This window comes from Spiroplasma endosymbiont of Halictus nicosiae (assembly GCF_978018445.1).
This window is the reverse complement of the sequence record NZ_OZ389573.1, coordinates 1,109,803-1,125,133: the sequence shown is the minus strand read 5'-3', so window position 1 is coordinate 1,125,133 and position 15,331 is coordinate 1,109,803. Positions and strand designations below refer to the sequence as shown.

General features: G+C 25.6%; 15 protein-coding genes. 2 read left to right on the top strand and 13 right to left on the bottom strand.

Going from position 1 to position 15,331, the window contains the following annotated elements; genetic code table 4:
• Positions 1-179 precede the first annotated feature (179 nt).
• From ACZ91P_RS07735 to parE, 8 genes are all read right to left on the bottom strand, one after another.
• Positions 180-686 carry a hypothetical protein gene (locus ACZ91P_RS07735; RefSeq protein WP_465158780.1) on the bottom strand — a complete coding sequence of 169 codons (507 nt, stop codon included), beginning with the start codon at positions 684-686 and terminating at the stop codon, positions 180-182.
• Between the two features lie 74 nt (positions 687-760).
• Positions 761-1,000, bottom strand: a complete 240-nt coding sequence (locus tag ACZ91P_RS07730) for a GNAT family N-acetyltransferase (protein ID WP_465158968.1) — start codon at positions 998-1,000, stop codon at positions 761-763.
• A 382-nt stretch (positions 1,001-1,382) separates the two neighbouring features.
• The gene (gene rpmG / locus ACZ91P_RS07725) at positions 1,383-1,532 is read right to left on the bottom strand and encodes a 50S ribosomal protein L33 (protein WP_004028258.1); all 150 of its coding nucleotides are present in this window, start codon (positions 1,530-1,532) and stop codon (positions 1,383-1,385) included.
• 21 nt (positions 1,533-1,553) lie between these two features.
• Positions 1,554-2,276: an ATP-binding cassette domain-containing protein gene (locus ACZ91P_RS07720; protein WP_465158779.1), complete on the bottom strand. Its 723-nt coding sequence runs from the start codon at positions 2,274-2,276 to the stop codon at positions 1,554-1,556.
• Between the two features lie 193 nt (positions 2,277-2,469).
• The gene (gene parC, locus ACZ91P_RS07715; protein WP_465158778.1) at positions 2,470-5,892 is read right to left on the bottom strand and encodes a DNA topoisomerase IV subunit A; all 3,423 of its coding nucleotides are present in this window, start codon (positions 5,890-5,892) and stop codon (positions 2,470-2,472) included.
• A 97-nt stretch (positions 5,893-5,989) separates the two neighbouring features.
• A complete protein-coding gene (locus ACZ91P_RS07710) occupies positions 5,990-6,379 on the bottom strand; it encodes a hypothetical protein (RefSeq protein WP_465158777.1) in 390 nt (129 codons plus the stop codon).
• Between the two features lie 156 nt (positions 6,380-6,535).
• Entirely contained in the window at positions 6,536-6,685 is a 150-nt protein-coding gene (locus ACZ91P_RS07705; protein ID WP_465158776.1) for a hypothetical protein, read from the bottom strand.
• 125 nt (positions 6,686-6,810) lie between these two features.
• Positions 6,811-8,748 (bottom strand): DNA topoisomerase IV subunit B, encoded by a 1,938-nt coding sequence (gene parE, locus ACZ91P_RS07700; RefSeq protein ID WP_465158775.1) that lies wholly within the window; start codon positions 8,746-8,748, stop codon positions 6,811-6,813.
• 138 nt (positions 8,749-8,886) lie between these two features.
• Between parE and plsY the strand changes: the two genes are divergently transcribed.
• Positions 8,887-9,678 carry a glycerol-3-phosphate 1-O-acyltransferase PlsY gene (plsY, locus tag ACZ91P_RS07695; RefSeq protein WP_465158774.1) on the top strand — a complete coding sequence of 264 codons (792 nt, stop codon included), beginning with the start codon at positions 8,887-8,889 and terminating at the stop codon, positions 9,676-9,678.
• 342 nt (positions 9,679-10,020) lie between these two features.
• On the opposite strand, the gene ACZ91P_RS07690 is transcribed toward plsY, so the two are convergent.
• The 3 genes from ACZ91P_RS07690 to ACZ91P_RS07680 all read right to left on the bottom strand — a co-directional run bounded on the left by ACZ91P_RS07690 (position 10,021) and on the right by ACZ91P_RS07680 (position 11,812).
• Positions 10,021-10,152 (bottom strand): hypothetical protein, encoded by a 132-nt coding sequence (locus ACZ91P_RS07690; protein ID WP_465158773.1) that lies wholly within the window; start codon positions 10,150-10,152, stop codon positions 10,021-10,023.
• A gap of 366 nt (positions 10,153-10,518) precedes the next feature.
• Positions 10,519-10,875, bottom strand: coding sequence for a transposase family protein (locus ACZ91P_RS07685; RefSeq protein WP_465158772.1), 357 nt, complete (start codon positions 10,873-10,875; stop codon positions 10,519-10,521).
• A 475-nt stretch (positions 10,876-11,350) separates the two neighbouring features.
• On the bottom strand, positions 11,351-11,812 hold the full coding sequence (locus tag ACZ91P_RS07680; protein ID WP_465158771.1) for a hypothetical protein: 462 nt from the start codon (positions 11,810-11,812) through the stop codon (positions 11,351-11,353).
• A gap of 277 nt (positions 11,813-12,089) precedes the next feature.
• Here ACZ91P_RS07680 and ACZ91P_RS07675 point away from each other — a divergent pair, with 277 nt between their 5' ends.
• On the top strand, positions 12,090-13,328 hold the full coding sequence (locus tag ACZ91P_RS07675) for a hypothetical protein (protein ID WP_465158770.1): 1,239 nt from the start codon (positions 12,090-12,092) through the stop codon (positions 13,326-13,328).
• 221 nt (positions 13,329-13,549) lie between these two features.
• Here ACZ91P_RS07675 and ACZ91P_RS07670 read toward each other — a convergent pair whose 3' ends face one another.
• The gene (locus ACZ91P_RS07670) at positions 13,550-13,795 is read right to left on the bottom strand and encodes a S1 RNA-binding domain-containing protein (protein ID WP_465158769.1); all 246 of its coding nucleotides are present in this window, start codon (positions 13,793-13,795) and stop codon (positions 13,550-13,552) included.
• A gap of 831 nt (positions 13,796-14,626) precedes the next feature.
• Positions 14,627-15,316 carry a hypothetical protein gene (locus ACZ91P_RS07665; protein WP_465158768.1) on the bottom strand — a complete coding sequence of 230 codons (690 nt, stop codon included), beginning with the start codon at positions 15,314-15,316 and terminating at the stop codon, positions 14,627-14,629.
• Positions 15,317-15,331: the final 15 nt, after the last annotated feature.

The window sequence follows — 15,331 nt, the reverse complement described above, 5'->3', positions numbered from 1 at the left end:
AATGACCTTTCTATTTTACTGTGTTGTTAATTATTATACCTTAAAAATTTTATTTTAAAAAAGTTATTTTTACTTCTTAATCATGAATTTTTTTGTAAATAAAATTATTTATTTTTATTTAAGGTATAAATAAAAAATTAAAATCAGAAATAATATTTCTGATTTTAATTTTACTTAAATTATAAATTTTTATGGCGCTTAACAAGATTCGTTTGGTTAATGCCAAACATTGAATAATAAGGATTTCGTCATTTTACAACACCTTGCCCCATTCGTTTGTAATTGTTTGAAGCATTACGTAATAAATTAATCCTTTGCTTCGTTAATTCTAATAAATTACCTTGCCTAAAAGAAGGTCGCTTTTGATAAATATTTGTTATCTCTTGTTGTTTTTTATTTTTTAATGTCCTTTGCTGAGAATGTTTTTTTGTATCTTTTTTAATTTTTTTTAAACTAAGTTCTTGTTTTCGCTGCTGGGTTTGACCTATTAGACCTGAATTATAATTTGCTTTAATCTTAATATTATATTGTTGTCGCATTAAATTTAAAATTGCTTCTTTTTGAGCAAAAGTTAATTCTGTTTTTGCTTTTAAAATTCGTTCAATTGAAAGAAAATTCAATTTTAGTGAATTTAAAAATTTAAAAGTTTTTAACGCTTTTGGATCTAAATTTAATTTGTTCAACATTACCCATCATTCCTTTTATTGGATATATTATACATTTTTTCTATTGAATTAAAAATATTTTTTCATAAAATAGGTTAAAATTTCTTGTTGTGAATAAATATGAACATTTTTCTTCACTGCAATATAATGATGCTTTTGAAAAAAGCAACAGCTGGTAAAAAATAATCCACAGTAATATCTAAAAAACCGTTTGTTTGTGCTTCTAATTCTAACTGTTTTAGCAATTTTTTGCCAAAATATCACCCTTGATATTCAGGGTCAAGATATAAATCAGTGATTTGATTTTGTTGGGGGTGATAAGCACTATAACCTAAAATTTTATTTTCAAAACTAATTACATATTCTACTTTGGTTTCTAATTTTTTATAAAAATTATTATTCTGAAAATACTGTAAAATAACTTCTTGTTCTAAAAGATTATAATCATCAAGACTAATTTTCTCAATTTTTTTGTCTTAACTGATTAATTTGGTCTTGATCAATAATTGTAGCTTTTCGAATCATTCGTGCTTCCTTCCTTTTACATTTTTCCTTTGCTATTTTAAAATAATCAAAAAAAAAAAAAAAAAAAACACCGATATGAAAGTATTATTATCTACTTTACCTTAATCATAACATAAAACCTGTTAATCCAAACAGATGTTAACTCTAATCTTTGCTAAAAATAATTTTAAAAAAATAACTCATTAGAATGAGTTATTTTTTTTCTTTATGTAAAGTATGTTGGTTACATTTTGAACAATATTTTTTCACTTCTAATTTGTCCTGTTGTTTCTTTTTGTCACGTTTTGCAATGTAGTTTTCTTCCTTACATTGTTCACAACGTAAAATTATTCCTTCACGCATTTGTTTACTCCTTTTTTCTGCTTAAATCTTATTCTTCCCAAATTTTACAACAAATATATTATAGCAAATTAATTTAAATTTGTCAATACAAAAATTGCTTGGCAAAGAATTGCAATTGGAATTAGTACAACGGAAAGAATTAAAACCATTTTTTGACGTCGCAAATTGATCTTTGACAAAAGCTTCAACACTGCCATATTCGGCAACAACATCAACTACTTTTGTTACTTTTGTAATTTCTCCTGCAACCATAAAAATTAAAGTATCACAAAACTTCTCAATTTCTTCCATATTATGGGAAATTAATAATAATGCTTTATTTTCATTTGCTAAAAAAATACTTAAAATCTCATATATTTTATCTTTAATTTCTAAATCTAAGCCTGTTGCTAATTCAACAAAAATAATCAAATCTGGGTCAACAATTAATGCTAATAAAATATTAATCTTTTGTTGTTGTCCGCCAGATAATTTTGAAATATCCTTGTTCATATTTTTTTCAATTTGTAAATTTAATAAAAGTTTATAAATGTTTTCTGGTGGAATTAATAAATTATAAGCTTTTAAATACAAATTTAAAATATCATAACCAGTAATGCCACGAGGATATTTAGATTCTTGCAATTGCATCCCAATCCGAATTCCAACTTGTTTTTCACTGCTGCCATTGGAAAAACGACGTAATTGGGCTAAAATCTCACATAGAGTTGTTTTTCCCTGTTCCATTTGGTCCAACAACTCCAATTTGATCTCCTTTTTGTACAGTTAAACTAACATTTTTTAAGACATGTTGTTTTCGAAAAAATTTATTAATATTAGTACATTTAACTAAAAAGTCTGTTCCCAAATTAGTCATTTTTTATTCACTCCTCGTGTTTTTATCTTTCATTACTAAAATTATATATTAAAAATCAGTCAAAATTGACTGATTTTTAATTTATTTTTTACTTTTATCTAAAATATCATGAATAGTTAATTGTAATTCTTTTGTTTCATCAATTGCTAAATCTTTTTTAAAGTTAGCTTTCGTTACTCTTTTATTTTTAATTTGTTTAAAATCAACTTTTTGCATTGTTTGCTCATGATTATTTGAAGAAACATTTCTTAAGCCAACCTTAATTGTTCCAGCTGGAGCTTGTTCAATTGCTTTTAATCATTCTGTTCGTGATTTTGCTTTAATAATAGGTTTATCTTTTTCGCTATTATTAAACTCAAAATTAATTTGTTGTTGTCTATTTTTAAGCAGAGTTTTCACTGTTGTGACCACTTTTCCAAAAGATGGTTTTTCTTCGTAAAAAGACGGAATTGTCGGTTTTATATTTTTTTGTTGATTATTTTGTTGTGCCTGTGCTTTTACTAAAGCTACTTTAGCTTGCTCACGTTGTTTCTTTTCAATTAACATATCTGCTGTTGTTTTCACTTTTCCAAAGGTTTTGCGAACAAATAATGGCGATGGTTCTTGTTCAGGTGCAGATACTATTCTACTAGTTTCCACATTTGTTAAATTTTGCTCTAATTGTCGTTTACTTTGTTGTTCTTTTCGAATTTTCTTTTTTGTCTCTTTTATATTTTTATTTTTCTGGCGCATTTTTTCTCCGCGTGGTTTACCCACAATGTTTTTGTTAATTGTTTTCTTATTATTTGCATGATAGTCAAGCGTTGTTATTGGTTCTGTTGTTGCAATAACTTGCTCAACTTTATAAATTTCTTCTGGTGGAATCATTAATGCTAATTTAACATTGGGATCACTTTCTTCATCGTTAGTATTTTCTGAGGTGATTGTTTCCTGATTATAACTTTTTTCATTTGGTTCTGTCTTATTAACAGCAGAATTATTCGTTGGTTTTTTTACTTCAATTAGGGATTTGATATTGTTTACATTATCATGTTCATTATGATAAAACGAATGCTTTTTTGCAGCTGCACTACTATTTTCTAATCCTTTTTTTGATGGAATTAGTTTTAAATCATAATAATGGGGAATAACAATATCAACAATATTTTCAAAGCCTAACGTATGATTAACAGTAACTAATTTATGAACAGGCATTTTATCAGTATTAAATATCTCAATTTCATCGTTTTGATTTAAAATATGTAAAATATCTTTCCCTTTTGTTAAAAACGTTCAGCGGAGAAGTTCATTAATATCTTTATTTAACTTATATAATCGTGTTCCTTTTACTGGCCGTGTTGATGTAGGAATTTCTGTTAAATCAATTTTTTTCCCAGTATTAAGATTAGTAATTAATACTAAATTATCATCTTCACAATAACCGGCATTAATAACTACATCATCACGTAGATTAATTGATTTTACCCCTGCTGTTCGTAACCCTAATGTGGGAATTTGTTTTTTACGATATTTAACACTAAAACCGTTTGCTGTTGTTATGACAACATATGGATGATGATCAACTAATTGGCTAGCAACAACTTCATCATCATTTTTTAAATTAATAGCTTTAAGAGCCTTGCTAATTCGTGTTGCTTCAAAATCTTTAACAGCTGTTTTTTTAATCATTCCATTTTTAGTTGCCAACATAATGTATTGTTCTTTTTTATTAAAATCATTTAATAAGAAAGCACTAATAATTTTTTCTTCTCCTGATAACTCAGAAATAGTATTAACATGTTCACCAATATCACGTAACCGAACAGTTTTAATTTTATAAACTGGAATAATAACATAATTTCCTTTTGAAGTAATTAATAAAATTTTATCAGAAGTATTAGCTTGAAAATCAGCAATTCATAAATCCCCTGGTTTTCGTTTAAATTCTTCAGTTGCTAACCGTGCTAATTGATTATTTTCTAACGCTTTTAAATACCCATCTCGTGAAATTCAAATGTTCAAATCTTTTTCAATAATTGTTTCTGTTTTTTGAATTTCAATTGCTTCAATTTCATTCTCAATCACACTACGACGACGTGAAACAAACTTTTTCTTAATTAATTCTAATTGGTGAATAATAACACTATTTAATTTATTAATATCACGTAAAATTGCTTTTAATTCAGCAATTGTTGCAATTAATTCTTTTTGTTCTGCTTTTAATTGTAAAATATCTGTTGAAGTTAACCGGTATAATCGTAACTGGACAATTGCTTCGGCTTGAATTTGGGTAAAACCGAATTTTTTCCCTAAATTATGAATTGCATCACTGCGATCTTTTGAATGGCGAATAACGGCAATTACTTCATCTAAAATACTAATTGTTTTGATTAACCCAGCAACAATTTCTGAGCGTTTTTGTGCTCGTGCTAATTCAAAGCGAGAACGATGAGTAACAACTGCTTGTTGATGTTCAACATAGTGGGTTAAGATTTCCTTTAATCCTAATTGTCGTGGTTGTTTATTTGCAATAGCAACCATATTAAAATTATATGAAATTTGTAAATTAGTATTTTTTAATAAAAATTTCCGTACGGTTTCAACATTAGCTTGTTTACCTAATTCAATCACAATTCGTAACCCTTTGCGGTCTGTTTCATCACGAACTTCCTTAATATTTAATCCTGGTTCATTATATTTAATATCATCAATCTTTTTAACTAAATCTTGTTTAACAACTTCATATGGAATTTCAGTAATTATTAAAGCATTGTTTTCAAATTCAATTTTACTACGAACAATAATTTTGCCTTTTCCTGTTTGGTATGCCTCTAAAATTCCACTTTTTCCCTGAATAATCCCCCCCGTTGGGAAATCAGGTCCTTTAACATATTTTACTAAATCCTTAACCGTGCTGTCTGGTTTTTCAATAAAATGAATTGTCGCATTAATAATTTCATGTAAATTATGTGGTGGAATATTTGTTGCATATCCAGCAGCAATTCCAGTTGAACCATTAACTAATAAATTTGGAAATAAAGCTGGTAATACAACAGGTTCTTGTTCTGAATCATCAAAATTAGGGGCAAAAGCAACTGTTTTTTTATCAAGATCTTGTAGTAAAAATGAGGAAATTTCACTTAAACGAGTTTCAGTATAACGCATTGCAGCCGCTGGGTCCCCATCAATTGAACCATTGTTTCCATGCATATCAATTAATGGATAACGGACTTTTCAATCTTGCGATAACCTTACCATTGCATCATAAACTGATGTATCACCATGCGGATGATATTTACCAATTACTTCTCCGACAATCCGTGCCGATTTTTTATAACTCGTATTAAAAGTTAATCGTAATTCATTCATTGCAAATAAAATACGGCGTTGCACTGGTTTTAAACCATCACGAACATCAGGCAAGGCTCGATCTTGAATAATATATTTGGCATAACGACCAAAGCGTTCTGACATAATATCATTTAAACTATAAACTAATTCATTTTCTTTTTCGTTATTACTCATTTTTAAATTCCTCTCTGTAAATCAACTTTCATCATTTCATTCTTGATTATAAACTTTTTATAATCAATTTAATAAAATAACTTTTGCCCTAATTTTGTTAATATTCAATAATCCTTATATTTATTAGTAAGTAAAGAGTTGCTTGTTGATGAGTTAATAATAATAATGTCCGGAAATATGCTAAGATTGGGTCATTAAGATTATTACAAATTTCGATTAACTGTAACAACTCTGCTAAAATATTTGTTTTGATTATAAATTCTTGTTGATAATAAATTGTTGTTGCTGATTTAATCATATATTTACCCATTTTAGATAACCAATCAATTTCACATTGATAAAATAAGGTTCCTTCAATTAATAATAATTTATAAATTGTTAAATTTAATGTATTTAATTGTTGATTAATTTTTAGTGGTAAATTGTTAGGTTTAATTAATATTCTTTTTTTTAATATTAATTCCCATATTAATTTTTTGCCAAGCAAATAAAATTATTAATATATTATAATTATAATAGTCTAATTCAAATGCAACAATTTTATCGTTAAAAAATAAATGCCTTCTTTTGTTAACAAGTACAAGTTACTACTTGGTTCTAATTGATAAAGCGGTGTTACTTGTTGCATATTTTTTCAAAAAACTTATTTTTCCGCAGTTTGTTGCGCTGCTAATAGTAAACTTTCATAACATCAATTTAATGCTATTTCATCTGCTATCGCAAGTTCAATCGTTGTTCCAATTGTATTTTCACTATCTTCACTGCCATTACTTGTTCAAACTTCTAATGTCAATCTTGTTTTTCTTTCTTTTATTTTAATAAGTCATAACTGAAAATTTTGATATTGACTAAGAGTTAGATTGGTTTGATTTAGGGTATTAATTAACTTTTTGATTGCTTGTAACATTGTTGTCCTACTTAATTAATGATTGCTTGAAAATCATCTTCTAAAGTAAATTTAACATTTTCATCAATTCAATCTTTTCGTTTTTTAGCATCATCACCCATTAAGGTGACAATCCGTCTTTCAGCCATAACAGCATCATCAATTGTTACTAAAATTAGCTGACGAGTTTGGGGATCCATTGTTGTTTCTCATAATTGTTCTGCGTTCATTTCCCCTAGTCCTTTATAACGCTGTAATTCAAATTTACCATGAAATTGACTTAATTTATTTTTTAATTCTGTTTCATCTCATGCGTATTCAATATGTTTATTTTTGGTGCTAGTAATTTTAAATAAAGGTGGTAAAGCAAGATAAACCCGATGATTTTCAATTAATGGTCGCATATAACAATAAAAAAATGTTAGCAATAAAGTTTGAATATGCGCACCATCCGTATCCGCATCAGTCATAATAATTACTTTGCCATAATTGGCATAATTAATATCAAAGCCATTTCCGACTCCAGCACCAATGGCATTAATCAATACATTAATTTCTTCATTATTCATTAAATCTTGAAGTTTTGCTTTTTCAGCATTAATCACTTTCCCGCGTAACGGTAAAATTGCTTGAAAACGACGATCACGCCCTAACTTGGCACTTCCCCCCGCCGAATCTCCTTCAACTAAAAAAATCTCATTATTAAATTTATTTCGATTTTGAGCTGGGGTTAATTTTCCGGTTAATAAGCGATCACTATTACCACGTTTTTTGCTATTACGAGCTGCTTCGCGTGCTTTCCGAGCCTCTTCACGAACATTACGAGCTAATAATGCTTTTTCAATAATAGTATAAGCATTTGTCTTATTTTCTGTTAATCAAAATCCAAATTGCTTTGCTACAATTGTTTCAACAACAAGTCGTGCTTCATAAGTTCCTAATTTTCCTTTCGTTTGACCTTCATACTGAATTAAATTTTCAGGAATTTTTGCTGAAACAATGGCTGTTAATCCTTCCCGTGTATCAACCGAATCAAGATTCTTATCTTTTTCTTTTAATAAACCTTCTTTGCGAGCATAATCATTAATTACTTTTGTTAATCCTGTTCGAAATCCAGCAACATGACTACCACCTTCACTTGTTTTAACATTATTTGCAAAACTAAGTAAATTTTCATTAAATTCAGTTGAATATTGTAACGCTATTTCAACTTCAATTTGTTTTTCTATCCCTTTTAACATAATAATTGGAGTAATACTTTTTTTACCTTCATTCATATAAGTAATGAATTCTTCCAAACCATTATTAAATAAATATGATACTTTTTTATCAGTGCGTTGATCAGTCAATGTCAACTTAACCCCACTATTTAAAAATGCTGATTCACGAATTCGTTCTGAAATTGTGGAAAAAGAAAAATCAATTACTTTAAAAATCTTATGATCAGGTAAAAAAGTAACTGTTGTTCCTGTTTTTGTTGTTGTACCAATTTTTGTTAACGGTTCTTTAACTTGCCCACCATTCGCAAATTTAATACTTCAAACTTTGTGGTCACGATAAATTGTGATATCAAAAGTTGACGATAAAGCATTAACAACAGAAGAACCAACACCATGTAATCCTCCTGATGTTTTATAACCATCACCACCAAATTTTCCCCCAGCATGTAAAACTGAAAAAATTACTTCTGGCGTTGATTTACCAGATGAATGAATTCCGGTTGGAACACCACGACCATTATCTGCCACCGTAATCGCATTATTTTTATAAATAATAATATCAATTTCATTGCAATAACCAGCTAATGCCTCATCAATTGAATTATCAATAATTTCTCAAACTAAATGATGTAATCCACGAACATCAGTTGAACCAATATACATTCCTGGACGTTTTCGAACCGCATCTAGTCCTTCTAAAATCTGAATTGATGATTCATCATATTTTAATGTTTTATCTTCAATACTCATATTCTCTATCATTCCTTTTAAATATAATTTTCACTATTAATATCTTATATTATAATGCTTTTATTTACAATTATTTACTAAATTATTTCTAATTGCTATATAATAATTGCTATATAATAGTAAAAGAGAGGCGAAGGAATGACATTATATGGATATTTAGGGACAGCTATTACGGCAATAATTGGTTACTTAATTGGTTCTTTTAGTTGATCAATCTTTATTAGTAAAAAAATTTATAAAATTGATGTGCGAGATTATCATTCTAAAAATGCCGGAGCCACAAATACTAGTCGTGTTTTAGGAAAAAAATGAGGTTTCGCCATTATGTTTTTAGATATGCTAAAAGTTACTATTACAATGTTTATTGCCTTTGGTATTAGTTGTATTAATATTAATGAGGTTAATTTTGGCTCAACTAGTTATTATATTCCAGCTTTTTTTGTTTTAATTGGTCATTCTTATTCAATTTATTATAAATTTAAAGGCGGTAAAACAGTTTCATCTTTTTTAGGGTTATTATGAATGACTAACCCATATTACTTTTTAATTGCTACAGTTGTTTGATGAAGCACAATTTTTATTTGAAAACGAGTTTCTGTTTCTTCAATTTTAGCAGCATTTTTTACAGGAGCATTATGTTGAATCCCACAATTAAGTGGCATTGATGTTATTAACTTTAATGGTGATTTACTTCAAAATTCTCATCTTGTTTGAGTGAATTACTTACATTATGTTAATTATGAGAATTACTATGATAGTTTAGCTTTAATTAATATTATTATTACTTTAAGTGCTATTTTCTTAATCTTAAAGCATCATCAAAATATTGTTCGTTTATTAAAAGGAACCGAAAAACCTTATGATTTTAAAGGGAAATCTGATTTAGAAAATGGTAATCTTCCAAAACATAATCAAATCAAAAAATATTAATGAATTATCCATGTTTTAATTACTTAATAATTCTAATTGAAAAATGCTTTCAGTTTTTTATAATGAAAGTATTTTTCAATTTTAAAATTTTTATTTATTAATAAAAAATTAACTAACCTTAAACTCTATTATTTGTAAAAATGAATATTTACCATCATTAGGAATGTTCTTAACGTTAGGTTGAAAAAAGAAAGAATAAGATAATAACCCTGAAGCAAAATTTATACCACCGTTTCGTGAACTTTCTAATAATAAGACTTTTGGTCAAAATAATTCTTTCTATAACAAAAGATGATTCTTTTTTGATTAGATTAATTTTCCATGTATTCGTCGTGAATTTATTTACATATGACGTGAATTTATAAACTGTGTTGGTGTTTCTCAATTTAAACAAGGTCTTATCTTATCATTAATTGTATTAATTATTCAATCTATTTTATCTTGTTTAATAATTTTAAAATCAGTACTTTTCATTCTTTCTACAATTTGTTTTTGTGTAGGACTACCTTTATCACAAAAATATACATTTGTTTTAAGATGTTTTTCAATATCTTTTCAATTTCAAAATTCTTTTCCTTGATCAGTTATAATTCCCTTTAAATGTTTTTTTAAAAGTTTATTTTTAAAAATTTGTTTTAAAGTTTTTAATACTTCTGTTGAATTTTTTTCTTTTATTTTTTTTAAAAAGGTAAATTTAGTTAATTCTTCTGTTTTTAGTTAATTCTTCTGTTAATGTTAAACATGCTGATTTCTTATCTTTACCAACAATAGTATCCATTTGAAATCAACCAAAAGTACCTTTTTCATGTTTTGCTTGTTTAATAGTTTTAAAATCATTGCTTAAATTACCACGTTTATATTTTTTCCCTTTATGTATCTTTTTTTACTATGAAAATACAAATTACGTTTATTTAAACCAAATAAACCTAAATAAATATATTTATAAAGTGTTTTAAAACACATAGAGAATTTATCATTAAATTCAATTTCATATAATTTACATATTTGTTTAGGTGTATAATGAAATTTATTAAATTTTTCATCTAATCATAATAATTGTTTAAAAGTTAAAGTAGTTTTCTTTTTACAATTTTTATGATTTTCTAAATATCGTTTATGTTCTTGCATAGGATGATATCGTTTAATATGTTTATAATGTTTTAAGTGATATTTAATAGTACTTTTACTACGACCCATATATCTTGCTATTTTTGATATATTTAAAATATAAATATGTAAATTGTACTATGAAGTCTAGCACTCTACTTAATTTTATTATAACACCAATAAAATAAAATGATTAAAATTTTTATAGGTAATTATATTAAAAATTAAACATTTGTATAAAAACTTCTTTTAAAGATAGTCAATGTAAAGATTTTTTAAGCTTAGAGTTTATTATATTAGCAACTTCATGATAACAAAATTTATAAAAAATTCAACTTTTTTTAAAAACATAATTTTTATTTGAAGAAATAATTTATAAAATTATTAATAATTTATAATTTCCAGTAAAGAAATATATTTTTGCTAATTTATATTTTATTCTATGAATTTTGATTCTATTTCGATTTGGGAATAATTGTTTAAATCTATTTGATAAATGAAATTTATCTAAACTTATGATACAGTGTTATTTTTATATTTTGCTTTTACTACTCTATAAATTTTTTTAATTTGTTTTTCACCATCACTTAATATTAATTAAATCTGCATTTTTAAAAATATTAGATATTGTTCTTTCACAAAGATTAGCGTTTTCAACAGTATCTAAAATATCTTTATATCTTTTTCCATCACCCATAAATGAAGTAATTTTATTTATTAAATTTTGTTCATTTCTTTGGTATTTTTTTAAACCTAATTCTTGATCCAAAGGATAGCGATTTATATATTTATTTTTTTCTTCATCATATTTAACATATCTTCTTCTTTTTAAAGGTATATCTCCATCTTCTGTTCTAATTGTTTTTGGTATTTTTGATACAACCTTATATCCTTGTAATATTTGTCCTTGTTGATATAATTTAAATATCTCATTATCTCTTTCAATCAAGAAATTTTTAGTTTCATTTTTTGTTTCTATTCTTTTATTTTCTTTATAATTTCCTAATAAATTTTGTTTTAATTCCATTTTATAATTTCCTTTCGTAATTAAAGAATTTTTTAAATTATTATATTTAATACTTTAAATAATTTTATCAAAAAAAGGAGGCTAATTAAAAATGCAAGATTTTACTAAAATTAATAACAAAAAACGAGTTACTAGTTATGAACATTTAAATAAAAAATATGATTTAAATTTCAGTGACTATAATTTTGGCTTTGATTAAAAAGTATTTAAAGATTTTGTTGGTGATAGTTATGCCCGATATTTTACTTCGCCAACTTTTTTTAAGTTTGTTTCAGCGGTGCGTGGTACTAATAAAACATGAAATCATTTAGCAGAAAAATTATTTTTTGCATGTAATTTTACCGATGCTTCATCTAATATTCTACGAAGATATGCCAACACTCACGAAGATACTACATTTGGCGATACAATTAATGTCTGTAACTATTTATATGATAAATATGGGATTGATATAGGACCCGACAATGAAAATGGCATTGTTTGACCTAAAAATGTTAAAGAAGGTGGAGAAATTGTTTTTCCTAGTGGTGTTCGCATTGCTTTTGCGGGTTATGCTAATGGTAATAAAATTATGGGAAAAGTTGGTAAAGGTAGTGGTATTATATCGGCGTGAACAGATGAAATGATACATGCTGAAGAAAAAGAAATTTTAACGGACAAAGAACTAGATAAAAGATATAATAATTTAAGAGTTTCAATGTTTCGTTCAAAAAGTTTAAAAGTATCTTATGAAAAATATATAGACGAAAATGATAATGAACAATATAATTTAGATAATCCTATTCCAGTAACAGAATTATCTTGGACATTTCAAGAATGAGACAACATAGCAAAACAATACATACAAGTATATTCAGAAAACAAAAAAGCATTTAATGGTTTGGGTATTTTTAATTTACGATTAACAATGGGTGCTGTTTGAAATAAAATACCTAATATTACTAAAAAACTTGTTTTAACAAACAAACAAGAGCGACCTGATTTATTTGAACTTAAATACTACGGTTTTGAATATAAGGATAATGACCCCAGTATTTATGTTTTACGAAATTATCATAAATATATTAAAGAGTATAATTTACAAGATTTTTATAATTCCAATACAAAACAGTATCAATTTGATAGTTATTCAATTGGTGTGGATTATGCTAATGGTAGTGAAGACCACACGGTGTTTTTATTTAGTGGTTATAAAATTAATGAAAATAATGAATATGATAAATATTTAATTGAAGAAAATGTTGTTACCCCAAAAAACGAAATGAATTTAAATGAAATAGTTGAACATTACGGACAATGAATAATCAATACTTTTGATAAATTTTATGGTTTTGAATATGCTACATTTCATTATGATATTAATGCCCACGATTTTATGCAAAAATTGCAAGAAGATATTTACCCTTATTTGGGTTATAAAATTAAAATGTTTAAAGCTAAAAAACATCAAACTTCGTTGAATAAAGAAGCGGGTATAATCAATCGTGTAACATGAATAAGAAAAATGTTTGTCTAAGGCAAAATATATGGTATTTTAAATAATTTTCCATTTTTAGATAAGTGCATTAGTGAACTAAGATTTAGTGATACCAAAACAAACACACCCGATAGTAAAATGTACCATGACCCATATGATGCTTTGTTTTATGGTTCTTATCCATATCGTTTTAAAATGGGAATATAAAAAAGGTTTTAAAAACCTTCTAAAATTTATAAATTTTATTTACTTTTTATTTATTAAATAAATAGTTCAGGATGACAATTTTTATAACTTAATTTAAGATGTTTTCTAACTGAATTAAAATCTAGTATCTCAACTTCAATTTCATCACCAACATCAAAAAAATCTCTAATATCTCTAACAAAGTAATCTGAAATCTCACTAATATGAATTAAACCATCAGCCTTTTCTGCTCTATAAAAAGCACCATAAGGTGTAATGTTTGTTATTTTAACATTAACTTTATTTCCTTTTTTATACATAAAATTAAATATCCTTCCTTTCTTTAAATGCTTTAATTATATCATTAAGACTATAAAAATCATTTGCAGGAATTGGGTGAGCGGTTGATTTTCTTAAATTTTTGTGATAAAATAATTTACAAGTTAAAAAGATTTTGAGATTCTTTCAAATAAATTTAGGAACCTTTATAAAATTCTTCGCTTAACGCTTAGAATTTTTACTAAGTATTTTGAAAAGCACGGCAAAAGTTTTTTTAAACTTTAAGGCATTTTTCGCAAAACTTATGGAAATCACCGCGAGCCCAGATTGATTAAAAACTTTAAATAATATTGAAAGGATAATTATTATGAAGTTGTTGAAATTAGTTAAAAAACATAAAATAATATCAATATATATAATATTATCTACCATTTTCATTTTATGCATGATACAAACAATCTAATTGTTGAAGGAAGTTATCCTGATAAATTATATTCTATTGCCTTAGGAGGATTTTTCAATAAATTTGAAAAAAAATGAATTTATATAGTTTTAATATAGATACATGAAATTCAGATGTTTATTCAAAAGAATGAGATAGAAAATATCCTGATGATTATTTCATAAATTAAAAAAGTCATTTTAATAAATGACTTTTTTTACATTTCTATTGTAACTAATGATAATTTTTCATTGTTTTTATTAAATAATTCTAAATTATTAATATTAATTTGTTCTTTTTCAGTAAAAATTGTAATATCATAATCTCCATAACCTCATATTCCTGATATTTCAATTTTGCTTAAAAAATTAATATTTTGTGAAAAAAGTATTTTAATATTATTTTCAACAAAATTATTAATTAAATTTAATTATTCTGATTTTGAATATATAATGCTTTCTTTATGAAAATCAAATAGTTTTTCTAAACATATTTCTAATTTATTATTAGAAATAATTAAATTAGTTAAGTATTTGCCATATTCTCCATCTGATAGTTTAATTTCTGCCAGAATAAGTGAAGGAATATTATTTGTTTCTAATTCGTTTGTTATTGATAATCAATTAAAAAAATTTGTTTCTAATTGATAAACTTTATTTTCTGAAATATTATTATTTATATTTTTTAAATTATTTAATTTTATATTTTCTATATTAATATTTTTTAAATCAGAAAAATTAAAATATGATGATTTTAATTTAACTCTGCAATCTTCAAATATTCAGTAATCTTTTTCTGATTCATTTGGTATTGAAACTAGTTCAAAATAATACGGAGCAATTAATTTAATATCATCATTATAACCTTTATTTACTGCCATATTACTATATACATAATTTGACAACATGTATACAGTTTGTTTAAATCTTTTTACTGCCCTATCATTAAGATAAGATGGGTTTCTAAATTTTCATTCTTCAAATAAACCATCAATAACATTTTCTGGTTTTTGTCCTTCAAATTTTTGGCGTAATTCAGCAATTTTATTTATAGGATTTCCTTTTTCATTATATTTAGCACCTTCAAATTTTCTATCATAATTATATCTATAAGTTAGCATTTTTTCAATACATCT